Origin of the sequence: Microbulbifer mangrovi, assembly GCF_002009015.1 — a bacterium.
Lineage (GTDB): Bacteria > Pseudomonadota > Gammaproteobacteria > Pseudomonadales > Cellvibrionaceae > Microbulbifer > Microbulbifer mangrovi.
On sequence record NZ_LZDE01000337.1, the window covers coordinates 1 to 16589 of the forward strand.

The 16589-nt window shown below is 58.3% G+C and carries 12 protein-coding genes; 7 read left to right on the forward strand and 5 right to left on the reverse strand.

All coding sequences use genetic code 11. The annotated features are described in order from the left end of the window. The first annotated feature begins 132 nt into the window (after positions 1-132). Entirely contained in the window at positions 133-1518 is a 1386-nt protein-coding gene (trkA, locus tag B4U49_RS14850) for a Trk system potassium transporter TrkA (protein WP_078085391.1), read from the forward strand. Positions 1519-1535: 17 nt separating this feature from the next. Next, positions 1536-2987 (forward strand): TrkH family potassium uptake protein, encoded by a 1452-nt coding sequence (locus tag B4U49_RS14855; RefSeq protein WP_078085392.1) that lies wholly within the window; start codon positions 1536-1538, stop codon positions 2985-2987. 3 nt (positions 2988-2990) lie between these two features. On the opposite strand, the gene B4U49_RS14860 is transcribed toward B4U49_RS14855, so the two are convergent. Then, a complete protein-coding gene (locus B4U49_RS14860) occupies positions 2991-3632 on the reverse strand; it encodes a CDP-alcohol phosphatidyltransferase family protein (RefSeq protein ID WP_078085393.1) in 642 nt (213 codons plus the stop codon). A 227-nt stretch (positions 3633-3859) separates the two neighbouring features. Beyond that, positions 3860-4747, reverse strand: a complete 888-nt coding sequence (locus B4U49_RS14865; protein ID WP_078085394.1) for a lysophospholipid acyltransferase family protein — start codon at positions 4745-4747, stop codon at positions 3860-3862. Positions 4748-4932: 185 nt separating this feature from the next. Here B4U49_RS14865 and glyQ point away from each other — a divergent pair, with 185 nt between their 5' ends. From glyQ to B4U49_RS14885, 4 genes are all read left to right on the forward strand, one after another. After that, on the forward strand, positions 4933-5934 hold the full coding sequence (gene glyQ, locus B4U49_RS14870; RefSeq protein ID WP_143735687.1) for a glycine--tRNA ligase subunit alpha: 1002 nt from the start codon (positions 4933-4935) through the stop codon (positions 5932-5934). After that, the gene (glyS, locus tag B4U49_RS14875) at positions 5934-8015 is read left to right on the forward strand and encodes a glycine--tRNA ligase subunit beta (protein ID WP_078085396.1); all 2082 of its coding nucleotides are present in this window, start codon (positions 5934-5936) and stop codon (positions 8013-8015) included. The genes glyQ and glyS overlap by 1 nt, the downstream gene beginning before the upstream one ends. Before the next feature lie 10 nt (positions 8016-8025). Beyond that, positions 8026-8574, forward strand: a complete 549-nt coding sequence (gene gmhB / locus B4U49_RS14880) for a D-glycero-beta-D-manno-heptose 1,7-bisphosphate 7-phosphatase (RefSeq protein ID WP_078085397.1) — start codon at positions 8026-8028, stop codon at positions 8572-8574. 93 nt (positions 8575-8667) lie between these two features. Beyond that, positions 8668-9858: a class I SAM-dependent rRNA methyltransferase gene (locus B4U49_RS14885; RefSeq protein WP_078085398.1), complete on the forward strand. Its 1191-nt coding sequence runs from the start codon at positions 8668-8670 to the stop codon at positions 9856-9858. Between the two features lie 72 nt (positions 9859-9930). Here the strand turns inward: B4U49_RS14885 and B4U49_RS14890 are convergent, their stop codons facing one another. Next, entirely contained in the window at positions 9931-12126 is a 2196-nt protein-coding gene (locus B4U49_RS14890) for a TonB-dependent receptor family protein (protein WP_078085399.1), read from the reverse strand. Positions 12127-12309: 183 nt separating this feature from the next. On the opposite strand from B4U49_RS14890, the gene B4U49_RS14895 reads away from it, so the two are divergent. Beyond that, on the forward strand, positions 12310-12777 hold the full coding sequence (locus B4U49_RS14895; protein ID WP_158078635.1) for a GNAT family N-acetyltransferase: 468 nt from the start codon (positions 12310-12312) through the stop codon (positions 12775-12777). A 99-nt stretch (positions 12778-12876) separates the two neighbouring features. On the opposite strand, the gene gyrB is transcribed toward B4U49_RS14895, so the two are convergent. Both gyrB and recF read right to left on the reverse strand, forming a co-directional pair. Then, on the reverse strand, positions 12877-15297 hold the full coding sequence (gene gyrB / locus B4U49_RS14900) for a DNA topoisomerase (ATP-hydrolyzing) subunit B (protein ID WP_078085401.1): 2421 nt from the start codon (positions 15295-15297) through the stop codon (positions 12877-12879). Between the two features lie 123 nt (positions 15298-15420). Next, positions 15421-16566 carry a DNA replication/repair protein RecF gene (gene recF, locus B4U49_RS14905; protein WP_338036838.1) on the reverse strand — a complete coding sequence of 382 codons (1146 nt, stop codon included), beginning with the start codon at positions 16564-16566 and terminating at the stop codon, positions 15421-15423. Positions 16567-16589: the final 23 nt, after the last annotated feature.

The following is a 16589-nucleotide window of genomic DNA, read 5'->3' on the forward strand; positions in this document are numbered from 1 at the left end:
GCCGACGCAGCGTACAGGGACGTATTCACAGCGGTCCTGAAAGCTCGCCCCCGGTACTCGGCCGCCACACTACCTGCTCAAAAAGCAAAGAGTGGCACAATGGCCAGATAACACAGGCCCCGAAACCCAATTATGAAAATCATCATTCTCGGCGCCGGCCAGGTCGGTGGATCCCTGGCAGAAAGCCTGGCCTCGGAACGCAACGACATCGTTCTTGTGGACAGCAACGAGAAAACCCTGCGCGAGCTGCGCGACCGCATCGACATCGGCGTGGTCACCGGCCACGCCTCGCACCCGGACATCCTGCAGGAAGCCGGCATCGAAGACGCCGACATCTTGGTAGCCGTCACCAACAACGACGAAACCAACATGGCCGCCTGCCAGATCGCCCACTCCCTGTTCCGGGTCACCACCAAGATCGCCCGCGTACGCGCCTCTGCCTACCTGCAGTACCCGGAACTGTTCGCCACCGAATCGATCCCCATCGACGTCCTTATCAGCCCCGAGCAGATCGTCTCCGAGTACATCGCCCGGCTGATCGAGCACCCCGGCGCGCTGCAGGTACTGGATTTTGCCGACGGCCGCGTACAGCTCGTCGCCGTGCGCGCCGTACAGGGCGGGCCACTGGTAGGCCACCAGCTGCGCTACCTGCGCGAACACATGCCCAAAGTGGATACCCGGGTCGCCGCCATCTACCGGCGTAACAGCCCCATCATTCCCCAGGGCTCCACCGTTATCGAAGCCGGTGACGAAGTCTTCTTCATCGCCGCCAAACAGGACATCCGCGCCGTGATGAGTGAACTGCGGCGACTTGAACAGGGCTACAAGCGCATCACCATCGCCGGCGGCGGCAATATCGGTCTGCGTCTTGCACACAAGCTGGAAAACCGTTACTCGGTCAAAATCATCGAACAGGACCACGACCGCTGTATCTTCCTCTCCGAAGAACTCAGCAACAGTATCGTGCTCCACGGCAGCGCCTCCGACCAGGACCTGTTGCTGGAAGAGAATATTGAAGATACCGACGTGTTCCTCGCGCTGACCAATGACGACGAAGCCAACATCATGTCGTCCCTGCTGGCCAAGCGCCTCGGCACCCGCAAGGTGATGAGCCTGATCAACAACCGCGCCTACGTCGACCTGGTACAGGGCGGCGAAATCGATATCGCCATCTCGCCCCAGCAGAACACCATTGGCAGCCTGCTCACCCATGTGCGCCGCGGCGACATGGTCAATGTGCACCAGCTGCGCCGCGGCGCGGCGGAAGCCATTGAGGTCATCGCCCACGGCGACAAACGCACCTCAAAGGTCGTGGGAAGAAAGATCGAGGATATCGACCTGCCGGAGGGCGCCGCGATCGGCGCCATCGTGCGCGAACGGGATGGTGAGAGCCAGGTTCTGATCGCCCACGACAATATCGTTGTCGAGTCCGACGATCACGTCATCGTGTTCCTGGTCGACCGCCGCCATACCCGCCACGTGGAACAATTGTTCCAGGTCGGCTTCAGCTTTTTCTGACGGCGGGAAGCGAATAGATGCGATTTGCGGTCATAGCGCGGGTATTCGGCATACTGTTGACGGTTTTCAGCCTTACACTGCTGCCGCCCATCGGCGTATCCCTGTGGTACGAGGACGGTACCCACGTCGCGTTTACCGTGGCCTTTGGCATCACCCTGCTCACCGGCCTGTTTATGTGGTTGCCGGTACACGACCTCAAGCAAGACCTGCGTACTCGCGACGGCTTCGTGGTGACCTCACTGTTCTGGCTGATTCTCGGCAGCTTCGGTGCCCTGCCACTGATTATTTCCACCCAGCCGGACCTGACCGTGGTCAACGCCATTTTCGAGTCCATCTCCGGGCTCACCACCACCGGTGCCACTACCATTGTCGGGCTGGATACCCTGCCCCCGGCGATTCTGTATTACCGCCAGCAATTGCAGTGGTTTGGCGGTATCGGGGTAATTGTCATCGCGCTCGCCATTCTGCCAATGCTCGGCATCGGGGGGATGCAGCTGTACAAGGCGGAAATGCCCGGGCCGGTCAAAGACACCAAGCTGACACCGCGGATCGCGGAAACCGCACGCGCCCTGTTCGTGATTTATATCGTGCTCACTGTCCTGTGCGGTATCGGTTACTGGTGGGCCGGCATGAGTGTGTTCGATGCGGTGGGCCATGCATTTTCCACCGTCGCCAACGGGGGCTTCTCTACGCACGACGCCAGTATGGGTTTTTACGCCCACAACAACGCGATCATGGCCATTGCCATCATTTTCATGCTGACCGCGGCGATCAACTTCGGCCTGCACTTTTACGCACTCAGCAACAGGACCGTGCATCACTATTGGAAGGATTCTGAATTCCGCTTTTATGTACTGGTTACCCTTGGGGCGAGCGCCATCATCATCGGCTATCTGTACATGTCGGGCACCTTTGATATGCGCGGCAGCATGTTGCACGGCGCTTTTCAGGTAGTCTCGATCGGCACCACCGCCGGGTTCGGTTCGGAAAGCTTTGCCCTGTGGCCCGCGTTCCTGCCGTATATCCTGTTGCTGCTGGGAATCATGGGCGCCTGTGCGGGTTCCACCTCCGGTGGTATCAAGGCGGTGCGGGTGATGCTGATTGTGAAATCCGGCCTGCGGGAGCTGAACCGGCTGGTACACCCCAATGCCGTGGTGCCGATCAAGGTAAACCGGAAAATCGTACCGGCGCGGGTGACTGACGCCGTGTGGGGATTTTTCGCGATTTATATCCTGTCGTTCTTCCTGCTCACCATTGTGGTGATGGCAACCGGCGAGGATTTCGTAACCTCGTTTTCCACTGTCGCCTCCTGCCTGAGCAATATCGGTCCCGCGCTGGGGGACGCCGCGGCGCACTATGGAGAGGTCAACGAGATAGCCAAGTGTTTTCTGATCCTGGCAATGCTGATGGGACGCCTGGAAATTTTCACGCTGCTGGTGCTGCTGACCCCCGCATTCTGGCGTCACTGATTTTTATTCAATCAGATCTTTCTCGCCGCGAATGATATGCCAGTAGCGCGGTACGAATTTCACCAGCACCCAGATCTCCAGCAATGACCCCAACAGGGTCAGTGCGTCCAGGCTCTGCTCGAAGAGCTTGTCCGCCCCGGAAGTCTCCGGAAAGTGCTCGATCGCAACCTGTTCCGCAAACCCCATCCCCAGTACCAGAAATGCCAGCGCCATGGCCGCTTTGGAGAGCAATCCAGGCGCGATCGTCACCTCTTTCTTCAACCACCATAACAACACCGGCACCACACTCAACTGAATTGAGAAGCGGAAAATAACCAGCGCGGTATAGACGCCGCTGATCGATCCGTAGCTCCACAACAGGGGAATAAGGGAAAGGATAAAAAGCCGGTCTGCCACCGGATCCAGCACCGAGCCGAAATGGGTTTGCCAGTGAAACCTGTGCGCCAACCAACCGTCCAGCAGGTCGCTGACGGCGGCCACGCAAAACACAATCAACGCCGCCAGATTGTGACCGGACAGGGACAGCCAGAAAATTACCGGTATCAGAACCACCCTGGATAGCGTAATCCCATTGGGCAGAAGCCGCCACGGAGAGTTTTCTCCGCCAGCCGGTGCAGGTTTTATCTTGTACTTTCTTCGGCTCATGGTACGTCGGTGTCAATCACGCGTACATTTGAGCTTAATAGATATTTGGCGAGGCGGCCGAGCCGTGGCGTTGGCCGCCACGGTGGCTGGTACATTTAAACGAAGCCGGTCCAGCTATGGTCCAAGGCTCTGATCTACGCACTAAAACTGCACGAGCTTTAAAGCTCGTGAATCATGAAATTGATTTCAAAAATCGAAAATTTTTAATGTCTGCAGCTACTTTCGGCTCAGCGCTTTTTATACATTCGACTCTTCCCATCGGGAATTTTTCGGAAACGTTTGTACTCCCATTGATACTGTTCCGGCGCTTCAGCAATACAGGATTCGACACCGCGATTGAGGGCGGCGAGGGAGACTTTTACTTCTTCGCTGTAAATCGCCTGCTCCGCGGGTAAAAGCACCAGTTCAAAGCCTTCCGACACGCGCTTGGCGAAACCGAATACGGCTTTGCAGCCGGTGCGCTGGATCAGGTTATAGGCGAGCGTCATGGTAAGGGTGGGATGGCCGAAAAACGGGGCAAAGTCACCGCCGGAGAGATCCGGTTCCTGATCCGGCAACACGCCGACGATACCGCCATCCCTCAATGCCTTGAGCAGTGCGCGCACACCGCGCACATTGGTAGGTACCAGTTTGGCGCCAGTTTTCTCGCGGCCATCGCGAATGACCGGGTCCAGGGCTTCGATTTTGGGGGGCGCGTACAAGCTGGTAGTGGGGCCGACGGTGGCCAGAAACTGGCCAAAGATTTCCCAGTTGCCGATATGCGGCGCGAGCACCAGTACCCCTTTACCCTCTTCTACACCGTCCGTCAGCAGCTGCTGATTGCGCACACGCACGATATGGTCCTCGGCGTGACTCCATGGCTTGCGCCACAATGTCGCCATTTCGAAGCCCGTGGTTACAGTGCTTACCACGCTGGCGCGCGCCAGTTTTTCGCGCTGCTGCGCCGCCATTTCCGGGTAACAGTGCGCCAGATTGATACGGCTGATGCGCAGGCCGTCTCCGCGGGTAAACACTGTGCCGTACCCGGCCAGCTTGCCCAGCCGGCGCGACCAGTCTAACGGCAGGCCACCAATCAGTTTCAGGGTGCCCGCGGCCAATTGCCCTTTGATATCCAAGCGTTACATCCTTCTCTGTGGGGCTGCCGCCCCAGAAACTCACTGGGAGCTTCAAATTCTTAGCAGTATGGCCGTTTTATGGCCATCAATTTACCTTCTATGCTGTGTGCGCTGTTTAGCGCGCAACCCGCTGCCGCTATAATTGCGCCCCTTGTCTTTTCACCCAGCTGAAACCGGAGATTGTGGTGTCCGAGCAACAAACCAGCAGTTCTGCCCCGGCGCAGGACCTGAGCACCTTCCAGGGACTGATTTTTACCCTGCAAGAATACTGGGCGCGCCAAGGGTGCGTCATTCTACAGCCTCTGGATATGGAAGTGGGCGCTGGCACCTTTCATCCCGCTACCTTCCTGCGCGCCATCGGTCCGGAAACCTGGAATGCGGCCTATGTGCAGCCCTGCCGCCGCCCCACCGACGGTCGCTACGGTGAGAACCCCAACCGACTGCAGCACTACTACCAGTACCAGGTAGTAATGAAGCCCTCCCCCAGTAATATCCAGGATCTGTACCTCGACAGCCTGCGCGCACTGGGCATTGATCCCACTGTGCACGATATCCGCTTTGTTGAGGACAACTGGGAATCCCCGACCCTGGGCGCCTGGGGCCTCGGCTGGGAAGTCTGGCTCAACGGTATGGAAGTGACCCAGTTCACCTATTTCCAGCAGGTAGGCGGTATCGAGTGCTACCCGGTCACAGGTGAGATCACCTACGGTATCGAGCGCATCGCCATGTACCTGCAGGGGGTCGAATCCATCTACGACCTGGTATGGACCCGCAATGCGGACGGCACCCCGGTCACCTACGGCGATGTCTTCCACCAGAATGAAGTGGAGATGTCCCACTACAATTTCGAACACGCCGATGTGGAGTTCCTGTTCGCTACTTTCGATCACTGTGAACGCGACAGTCAGCGACTCATCGACCTCGGCCTGCCTCTGCCCGCCTACGAGCAGGTAATGAAAGCCTCCCACGCATTCAACCTGTTGGACGCGCGTCACGCGATTTCCGTCACCGAGCGCCAACGTTTCATCCTGCGTGTACGCACCCTGGCGCGCGCGGTGGCTCAGGCCTATTTCGACGCGCGCAAAGCGCTCGGTTTCCCGCTTGCCGATGAGAAGGTTCGCAACGAAGTGCTGGCCCAGGCTGAAAAAGCCGAAAGCAAAGGCAAAGCGAAGAAGGAGAAGAAGTAATGGCTCAGGATTTTCTGGTTGAGCTGGGCACCGAAGAGCTGCCCCCGAAAGCCCTGCACACCCTGATGCAGGCCTTTGCCGACGGTATTGAAAAAGGCCTGAAAGACGCCGAGCTAGAATTCGGTGCGGTCAAAGCCTACGCCAGCCCGCGCCGCCTGGCGGTTGCAGTAAGCGATCTGGCAGAGCAGCAGCAGGACAAACAAGTCGAGAAACACGGTCCGGCGGTAGCCGCTGCCTTTGACAAGGACGGCAACCCCACCAAGGCCGCGCAGGGCTTTGCCCGCGGCGCCGGTGTCAGCGTCGAAGAGCTGGCGCGCGTTCAGACCGACAAAGGTGAACGCCTGGCATTTATCAGCGAGCAGAAAGGTGAAGCCACCAAAAACCTGCTGGGCGATATCGTTGCCAGCTCCCTGGCCCAGCTGCCAATTCCCAAGCGTATGCGCTGGGGCGCACGCAAGGAAGAGTTTGTCCGTCCGGTACACTGGCTGCTGATGCTGTTCGGAAACGAAGTGGTGGATGCAGAAGTACTGGGCCTCAAGTCCGGCAACACAACCCGCGGACACCGCTTCCACTGCAATCAGGAATTGGCGGTGGCCTCCGCCAACGATTACGTACAAAAGCTGCGTGATCCGGGCTACGTGGTGGTGGATTTTGCCGAGCGCCGCGAAATGATTCGCGAACAGGTGCAGGCAGAAGCCAATAACGTCAACGGTGAAGCCGTGATCGACGACGATCTGCTGGATGAAGTCACCGCGCTGGTGGAATGGCCGGTGGCGCTGACCGGACGCTTCGAGAAGCGTTTCCTGGACGTGCCCGCGGAAGCTCTGATCTCCTCCATGAAGGAACACCAGAAATATTTCCACGTGGTAAATGAAGACGGTAACTTGCTGCCGTTCTTCGTCACCGTATCGAATATCGAAAGCACCGACGCCAAGCAGGTAATCGAGGGCAACGAGCGCGTGATCCGCCCGCGTCTGTCCGATGCCGCCTTCTTCTTCGATACCGACAAGAAGACCAGCCTCGAAGCCCGTCGCGAAAAGCTCAAGTCCATCGTGTTCCAACAGAAGCTGGGTACCGTGTACGACAAGACCGAGCGCCTGGCAAAACTCGCTGCGGCGATCGCGGAAAAAACCGGCGGTGATACCGCACTGGCGCAACGCGCTGCGCAACTGTGCAAATCCGACCTGGTCACCGAAATGGTGTTCGAGTTCGCGGATATGCAGGGCATCGCCGGCTACTACTACGCCGAGAACGATGGCGAACCGCTGGACGTGGCCAAGGCGATGTACGAGCAGTACATGCCGAAGTTCGCCGGCGACGAGCTGCCGGTCAGTGAAACCGGCACCATCGTGGCGCTGGCAGATCGTATCGATACCCTGGTGGGTATCTTTGGTATCGGTCAGCCCCCCAGCGGATCCCGCGATCCGTTCGCACTGCGTCGTGCCAGCCTCGGCGTGCTGCGCATCCTGGTGGAAAAGAATATCGATCTGGATCTGCGCGAGCTGCTCACCCTGGCACGCGATGGTTATCCGCGCACCGCGCTGGCAGAACACGATACCGTGGTCGACCAGACCCTCGCGTATATGATCGAGCGATTCCGTGCCCGCTACGAAGATGCCGGTATCAAGGCGGAAGTCTTCCTCGCAGTTTCCGCGCGCAAGCTGTCCCGTCCACTGGATATCGACAACCGCGTCAAGGCCGTACACAGCTTCAGCCAGCTTCCAGAGGCCGAAGCGCTCGCCGCCGCCAACAAGCGGGTATCCAATATTCTCGCGAAACTCGATGGCGAAGCGCCGAGTCAGGTCGATCAGGCACTACTGCAGGAAGATGCGGAAAAAGCGCTGTACCTGGCCATCCGCGATGCGGAAGAAGCGGTGGCGCCACTGTATTCAGAGGCGCGTTTTGAAGAGGGTCTTGCTGGCCTCTCCGGCCTGCGCGAAACCGTGGACAACTTCTTCGATAGTGTGATGGTGATGGCCGACGACGAACAACTGCGCAACAACCGCCTGGCACTGCTGGCACAGCTGCGCGCCCTGTTCCTCGAAGCGGCGGACATCTCCCTGCTGGCTCCCGCGAAGTAGTAGAAACGCCATGGCCATCATCATTCTCGACCGCGACGGTGTCATCAACCATCAGCCCGATGGTCACGTGACCAGTGTCGACGAATGGAATCCCATCTCCGGGAGCATCGAGGCCATGGCGCGTCTCAGTCGGGCGGGCCACCAACTGGTAATCGCTACCAACCAGAGCGGTCTCGCCCTCGGTTTATTCGACCTGGACGACCTCGAAGCCATGCACGCTAAATTGCGTGCCCTGGTGGAAGACGCCGGCGGCGAAGTGGCGGGAATTTTCTACTGCCCGCACACGGATGAGGACCACTGTCGCTGCCGCAAACCGAACACCGGTCTGCTGGATGCCATCGAGGCGGAATTCGATACCAGTCTGCACGACTGCTATTTTGTGGGTGACCAGCGCAAGGACCTGGAGTGCGCAGTTGCCAAAGGGTGTAAGCCCGCACTGGTACAGAGCGGACGCGGTGAGCAGACCCTGGCTTCACTGCTAGAAAACCCGGACCCCGGATTGGCCACAACCGCAGTATTTGCAGACCTCTCTCAATTTGCGGACTTTGTGCTGCAATAGATCTACAGCTTTCTCCATTTTCGATTTGTTTCCTGTCATCGCGCGCACTTCATATTCGCCGGTGGCGCACCCTTTTCTTTCCGGAGTTCCACCGTGCAACAACTGATCCTTAACCCCCGCGCCGAACGTCGGCTTAAACTCGGCCACCTGTGGATTTACAGCAACGAAGTGGACACAGCGCGCAGCCCGCTGAAAGGTCTCGAGCCGGGGACCCAGTGCGAGATTCTCGACAGCAAGGAAAAAAGCCTCGGCTATGCACTGGTGAATCCCAACCAGCTGATCTGTGCACGACTGGTTTCGCGCAAGGGTCCGTTTACCGACAAGATGTTGAAGCGCCGCCTGGAAAGTGCACTCGCCATGCGCGAACGCTACTTCCCGCATCCCAGTTACCGGATGGTGTACGGAGATTCCGATGGCCTGCCCGGCCTAGTGGTAGATCGCTTCGGCGATTATCTGGTGGTGCAGATCAGCAGCTGGGGCATGGAAAACCTGGTGCAGGACATTGTCGATGCGCTGGTAGCGCTGGTTAAGCCAAAAGGTATTTTGCTGCGCAATGATCACCAGGGTCGCAAGGTGGAGGAATTGCCGGCCCTGTGCGAAGTGGCCCACGGAGAAGTGCCGCAGATGGCGCCGTTCGAGGAAAACGGGGTGCCCCTGCTCGCGCCGGTGTATGAAGGGCAGAAGACCGGCTGGTTCTACGATCACCGCGAGAATCGCGCGCGCCTGAATCAGTGGGTAAAAGGGCAGCGGGTACTGGATCTGTTTTCCTACGCTGGCGGCTGGGGTGTGCAAGCACTCGCTAACGGGGCCAGGGAGGTTACCTGCGTGGATGTGTCTGGCCAGGCGCTGGACTGGTGCGACGAGAATGCGGCCCTTAACAATCGTCAGGCGGACCTGATTACCATCCAGGGCAAAGCCGTCGATGCGATGAAGGAACTAATTGCCGCCGGCGAGCGCTACGATGCCATCGTCCTCGACCCGCCCGCATTCATCAAACGTCGCAAGGACCAGAAATCCGGTGAGGCCGCGTATCGCCACATCAACGAGCTGGCTCTGCGTCTGCTTGAAAAGAACGGCTTGCTGGTGAGCGCCTCCTGCTCCATGCATCTGGAATCGGATACGCTGCTGGAGATTCTGCGCGGAGCGGGTCGCCACCTGGATAAATCGATCAGCATCATCGGCAGTGGCGGCCAGGGTGCAGATCACCCGATACACCCCTCTATTCCCGAGACTCGCTATCTAAAAGCGCACTTCGCGCATCTCTCGGGTACGGTCACGGTCTGAAGCAGTTCTTTTTGCATAACAAAAAAAACCCGGCATAGCCGGGTTTTTTGTTTCTTGTACCGCGAATGCGGATCAGAAGCGATAGGTCATACCCACCGAGGCAGTGCGCGGTCGGTTCGCACGGGCGCCGTCCGGGGCACGGTTCACGATGGCCTGATCGTCCAGCAGGTTATCGACCTTCAGGTAGCCGACAAAATCGTCGGTAAAATCGTAGTGCGCCGCAGCATCCACAACCCACAGGGATTCGGTGTGATCAAAGCGAGTGCTGCCACCGCGGTTACAGCTGTTGTTTACGCACATCTCGTCCTGATAGGCAGCAGTAAGGTTTACCCGCCAGGCGGCACCGCTGTCGATTCCGGTGGTGACAGCGAATACCTGCTCGGGAAGGTAGGCGAAGTTGTCGCCGGCAGCCAGTCCGTTTTCGCCATCGCTGTCCAGGTATTCATCGCTGTCCTTGCTGATCTCGGCATCGGTCCAGGTGAAGCTCGCCGTCAGAGGCAGGGTCCAGCCGTTAGCGAGCACCCACTCCGATCCCAAAGACGCTTCAATGCCGCGAATTTCGGATTCGCCCAGGGCGTAATTCCCGCTCTCGGCACCATTGGCACAGGGGGCAGCCACGGAACAGTTCTGCACCGAGCTTTCGTAATCGCTGTAGAAGGCGATCACTTCACCACGCAGGGTGTCAGCCGTAAAACGGGCACCCCACTCGTAGTTGGTGGAGAGGTCGCCGGCTTCGCCGTCACTGGAACCGCCGCCGGGAGGCGCAAAGCCGCGGTGGACACCGGCAAGCAGGGTCCAGTCGCCGTTCAGCTGGTAGGTCAGCCCCAGGCCCGGCAGCCACTCGCTCACGGAGTTGGACGTGCTGCTGCCCTTCTCGGTGCGCTCGACGTCGTTGTAGCGCTGTTGCGTGGTGTCCACGTCCTCATAGCGCAGGGTAGCGGTCAGCGCCAGCGCGTCACTCATCTGTACCTGATCGTAGATAAACAGGGATTTGGCACTCGCATCCTCAACGCGATTGTTACTGGAGCTCGGTGCGACGATCTCATTGAACACCAGTGCACCGTTGACCTGACTGTAGTTTTCAACCGGCTGGAAACGGTCTACCTCGTCCCAGTGACGGCGCACACCAAATTCCAGTTCGTGCGCAATATCGCCGGTCTGCAGCGCCCAGTCGGCACTCACCTGCACACCGCGAGACACGTAGTTACGGTTGTTGTGCTTGATGCCGAATTCGTAGTCCATAGTGCCGTCGAGCACCGCCTGGGCATCGCTGTCACCGTCGTTGGCGTCATTGATCAGGCTACCGAGGCTGGTTTTGAACCAGTCGCGCTTGAATTTGTTGTAGTAGGCCTGGGTATTCACACTGAAGCTGTCGCTCAGCGCGATGCTGTGGTTCAGCTGCACGGTGCTGTGACGGTTCTGCATTTCATCCAGGGCACTGATTCCGTAGCGACGGTTGGGGTCGGCGGCGAAGTCTGCGTCGGTCAGGCCCAGATAGCTCATGCCGGACTCCTCTTCGGAGTACTGCAGCTTGATATCCAGTTGCTGGGCATATGCGGCGCCCGCCGCAGACTTGAGACGTCCTTTTACCAGGTAATCTTCTTTGGCAATGTCGGCACTACCGGCGCGATCGATATCACGGAAACCATCGGCCTGCTGCTGGTGGGTTTCTACCAGCCAACCCGTGGTCTCGGTACTGCTGCCATAGTAGGTGTGCAGACGGTTTTCACCGTACTGTCCGGCTTCCAGTTGTACGCTACCGGCGCTGGCCTCGGGAATCGGGGTACTCAGCATGTTCACAGCGCCACCGACGGTGAACGGGCCATATTTCAGGGTTCCCGGCCCTTTCAAAACTTCGATACTGTTCAGGCGACCGGCGGTGGGGAAATAATACGCTTCCGGCGCAGAATACGGCGCTGGGGCCACCAGCACGCCATCTTCCATCAGCGAGATCTTGCCGGAGCGGCCACCGTCGGCGCCGCGGATACCGATATTCGGACGCAGGCCGTAACCGTCTTCCTCGCGCAGATACACACCCGGGACACTGCGCATCATGCGGTTGATATCCACAAACTCGAACTTCTCAAGCTCCTCGGCACTTACCAGGTGCGCAGAGCCCGGCAATTTGTGCAGGGTCTGGGTGTTCCCTAGTACGGAAACGGTTTCCAGAGTGTCCTGGTTTTCCTTATTTTCAGCGGCAAAAGCCGGGCTGCAGCCCATAGCGATGGCCAGTGACAGGGAAATGGGGTGCAGGGCAAAACGGCGCACAGGTTCGTTCTCCTTTGAGAGATTTATCTGTTATCAAATTTGTTAATGAGATTGATTATATTTCTTTATACATCTCGTGTCATGATCTGTGCGCCTTTTTTGCACCCTGTCGGTGCTTCTTGGAGGGATCGTGCACCGAGCCTAGGATTGCCAGTTACATCTATTCCGTTAGGTGGGGAATCTATGCTGAGACCGCTTCAGGAATCCGATATAGAGCGTCTGTCGCAACTGTGGCTACACCTCGCATGCAGTAGCCATCCAAGCATCCCGGTGAAGTTCTGGATGGCAGAAGCGCGCGCACTGCGCAGCCAGCTCACCGCCCAACATCTCGCCGGCCAGGCGACCGCAAGTGGTGTTAGCCACTGGGTGTATACCCGGCCGGGTAGCGACATCGCTGAGGGCCTGGTGACCATCACCGATAACATACATGTGGAGACCATCTTTGTTTCCCCCGGAGAACAGGGACGCGGTGTGGGTAGCGAACTGATGGCACAGGCAAAATTTGGCCGTATCCAGCTCGAGATGCGTGTACTGGAAGAAAACTTGCGGGGACGCTACTTCCTGCAACAGCACGGCTTCGCGGAAACCGAGCGGGCATACAACCTGGCCGCAAACCAGGATGAGATTGTGATGAATTGCCGTGTCGCCTGAGGAAGTCCAGAAACGACAAAGCCCGATCAGCTTTCACTGATCGGGCTTTTTATCTGGGGTAAAAGTAAGCGTTTTACCCTTCCCCACATGTTGGAAGCGTTAGACGTCCAGGTTTTCCACTGCCAGCGCATTGCTCTCGATGAATTCCCGACGCGGCTCTACCTGGTCCCCCATCAGGGTGGTAAAGATCTGGTCGGCAGCGATCGCATCTTCCACGGTCACCTGGAGCATACGGCGGCTCTCCGGATTCATGGTGGTCTCCCACAGCTGCTCCGGGTTCATCTCACCCAGCCCCTTATAGCGCTGAATGCTGTAGCCGCGACGGCTCTCGTTCATCAGCCAGGCCAGGGCTTCCGGGAAGCTGTTCACCGGCTGACGCTTTTCTCCGCGCTGGATAAAGGCGCCCTCTTCCAGCAGATCCTGCATCTTTTCGCCCAACTGGCAGATAGAGCGGTACTCTGCGGACTCGAAGAACTCGTGGCTGACCGTGTAGCGACTGCTCACACCATGGGCGACGATATCGATGGTGGGCAGGAACAGGTTGCGCTCACTGTCTTCCGAAATGCTCACGGTGTGGCGACGACCACCGCCCTCACCTTCCCGCTCCAGCAGCTCCTGTAGCTTCTGTGCCCACTCATCCATCTGTGCTTCAGACTGCAACTCTTCCGGCTTCAGGCTTGGCAGGTAGACCATGCTCTGCAGCACCTCTTCCGGATACAGACGTGACAGGCGATCGATGGTGGCCATCACCGCGCGGTATTCTTTCACCAGGGATTCCAGCGCGGTACCGGACAGTCCCGGTGCTTCCGGATTCACGTACAGAGTGGCGCTTTCCAGGGCAGCGTTGGTCAGGAACTGAGTCAGTGCTGCCTCGTCTTTCAGGTACTGCTCCTGCTTGCCCTTGCCGATCTTATATAGTGGCGGCTGGGCGATAAACACGTGTCCGCGCTCGATCAGTTCCGGCATCTGCCGGAAGAAGAAGGTCAGAAGCAGGGTCCGGATGTGCGCACCATCCACGTCGGCATCAGTCATGATGATGATGGAGTGATAGCGCAGCTTGTCGGGGTTGAACTCGCTCTTGCCGATTCCACAACCGAGGGCGGTAATCAGGGTGCCAACCTCGGCACTGGAAAGCATCTTGTCAAAGCGGGCTTTCTCCACGTTCAGGATTTTACCCTTCAGTGGCAGGATCGCCTGGGTGCGGCGATCGCGGCCCTGCTTGGCAGAACCACCGGCGGAGTCACCCTCCACCAGATACAGTTCGGAAAGCGCCGGGTCTTTCTGCTGGCAGTCTGCCAGCTTACCGGGCAGACCCGCGATATCCAGGGCGCCTTTGCGGCGGGTCATTTCCCGCGCCTTGCGCGCCGCTTCCCGGGCACGTGCGGCGTCGATCATCTTGCCCACAACCGCCTTGGCTTCCTGCGGGTTTTCCAGCAGATAGTCATTGAAGGAGTGTCCCATCTCCTGCTCGACCGCGGGCTTAACTTCCGACGAAACAAGCTTATCTTTGGTCTGGGACGAGAACTTGGGATCCGGCACTTTTACCGAAATGATCGCGGTGAGGCCTTCACGGGCGTCATCGCCAGTAGTACTGACCTTGTCCTTTTTGCCCACACCCTCTTTTTCGATGTAGTTATTCAGTCCACGGGTCAGGGCTGCACGGAAGCCGGCCAGATGGGTACCACCATCGCGCTGGGGGATATTATTGGTGTAGCAGTAGATGTTCTCCTGGAAGGAGTCATTCCACTGCAACGCGACTTCAACCGCGATACCGTCTTCGCGCTGGTTCTGGAAATGCAGGACCTTGTTGATCGGCGTCTTGTTCTGGTTGAGGAACTCCACAAAGGCGCGCAGACCACCCTCGTACTCGTACACTTCTTCTTTACCGCTGCGCTCGTCACGCAGCACGATACGAACACCGGAATTCAGGAACGACAGCTCGCGCAGGCGCTTGGCCAGTTGTTCGAAGTGGAATTCGATATTGGTAAAGGTGTCCGCAGAGGGCTTGAAATGCACTGTAGTGCCGGTTGTATCGGAGTCTCCGACGACGGCCAGGGGCGCATCCGGGACACCGTGACGGTATACCTGCTCGTGAATCTTGCCGGCACGACGGATGGTCAGTTTCAATTCTTCTGACAGTGCGTTTACCACGGACACACCAACACCGTGCAGGCCACCGGATACCTTGTAGGTATTGTCATCGAACTTACCGCCCGCGTGGAGAACGGTCATGATCACTTCCGCTGCGGATACCCCCTCTTCCGGGTGCATTTCCGTCGGAATACCACGGCCGTTATCAGACACGCTGACGGACTCATCCGGGTGAATGGTTACTCGAATTTCGTCGCAATGGCCCGCCAGTGCTTCGTCGATGGAGTTGTCCACCACCTCGAATACCATGTGGTGCAGGCCGGTGCCGTCATCGGTATCACCAATATACATCCCGGGGCGTTTGCGCACTGCATCGAGGCCCTTGAGCACCTTGATGCTACTGGAATCGTAGTTATTCTCTTCCGACATTCTGTTGCTCCATTCACGCCCGGCGTGTGCCCGGCACTCTGAGTTTGAAATTCTTTTCAGTCTGACAATCGTTTGGTGCGCAATCGCACCCCGCTACCGGGCCCATTGACTGGCCGGAAGCATTCAATCCTCTACCGCAGTCACGACCCCATGTTCCACGTGGAACATCTTAGGCGTATTCCATGGTGCAGGTAGCTGTAACCATGGTCGCGCCGTGACGGGGTGTTCGATCCCGGTAACCAGGACTTGGCTGGCACAGTCACTTACCCAGCGGGCGAACAACGCCTGATTTACCTCATCCAACTCCGAGGGCAGGTCATCGACCAGGAAAACCGCCTTCTGTGCTCCTTCAACGACCGATGCCATGGCTGTGCGCAATGCGCAGACAGCCATCTTCTGCTGCCCCCGCGAAAGTACGGCATGGGCTGGCTGGCCGTGGATCACGAAGCGTAAATCCGCCCTGTGTGGCCCCACCCGGGTAAATCCCTGAGCCAGATCCCCCTCGCGGGAAGCCTGATAAGCATCCCCGAGGCTCAACTCCTTCTTCCAACCACTTCTGTAGTGGAGATCGAGCGCGCCGAATACGGACTCAGGGAGGTCCTGTAGGCGGCGGTTGAACTGGACATTCAGCCTCGAGAAAACCTCTTTACGAAGTGCATCCACTGCCTCCCCGCTTTTTACTAGCTGTTGTTCCCATGGGGCCAATGATTTGGAGTCAATTTTACCACGACGAAGCAGCGCATTGCGCTGCTTCAATGCCGTCTGATACACCTTCCATTGCAATGCAAACCCATGTTCCACGTGGAACACTGTCCAGTCCAGCAGTTGCCGTCGCACCCCGGGGCCACCATCCAGCGCGGCAAAGCTCTCGCTATTGATCACCTGGAGTGGCAGACAGGAAGCCAGCTGGGAGCTGCTTTCCGCCGGCGACTGATTGATCCGAATCCTGCCCTGCCCGTCCCGACGTTTCTCCACACCGAGCGTGGTACCTGCAGCTAAACGCGCGAACACCGCCAGTGTCTCGGCCTCGTGCCGGATGACCGTCTGACTCTGACGGGAGCGGAATGAACGCCCACTCGCCAGCATATGCACCGCCTCTAGTAACGAGGTCTTACCACTGCCATTGGCACCACAGAACAGGTTGACCGCCGGTGCGAGCTGCAAATCTGCAGAAACGATGTTACGAAAGTGACTCAAGGCCAGCCTGGTTAACGCCACAGCACTACCCCGACAAAAACCGCCGACATACAGATACGAAAAGACCGCCACCCGATCAGGGTGGCGGTCTTTTG

Coding starts and splice junctions, on each gene's coding strand:
- trkA (WP_078085391.1), top strand. CDS start 133: ATGAAAATCATCATTCTCGGCGCCGGCCAGGTCGGTGGATCCCTGGCA.
- B4U49_RS14855 (WP_078085392.1), top strand. CDS start 1,536: ATGCGATTTGCGGTCATAGCGCGGGTATTCGGCATACTGTTGACGGTT.
- B4U49_RS14860 (WP_078085393.1), bottom strand. CDS start 3,632: ATGAGCCGAAGAAAGTACAAGATAAAACCTGCACCGGCTGGCGGAGAA.
- glyS (WP_078085396.1), top strand. CDS start 5,934: ATGGCTCAGGATTTTCTGGTTGAGCTGGGCACCGAAGAGCTGCCCCCG.
- gmhB (WP_078085397.1), top strand. CDS start 8,026: ATGGCCATCATCATTCTCGACCGCGACGGTGTCATCAACCATCAGCCC.
- B4U49_RS14895 (WP_158078635.1), top strand. CDS start 12,310: ATGCTGAGACCGCTTCAGGAATCCGATATAGAGCGTCTGTCGCAACTG.
- gyrB (WP_078085401.1), bottom strand. CDS start 15,297: ATGTCGGAAGAGAATAACTACGATTCCAGTAGCATCAAGGTGCTCAAG.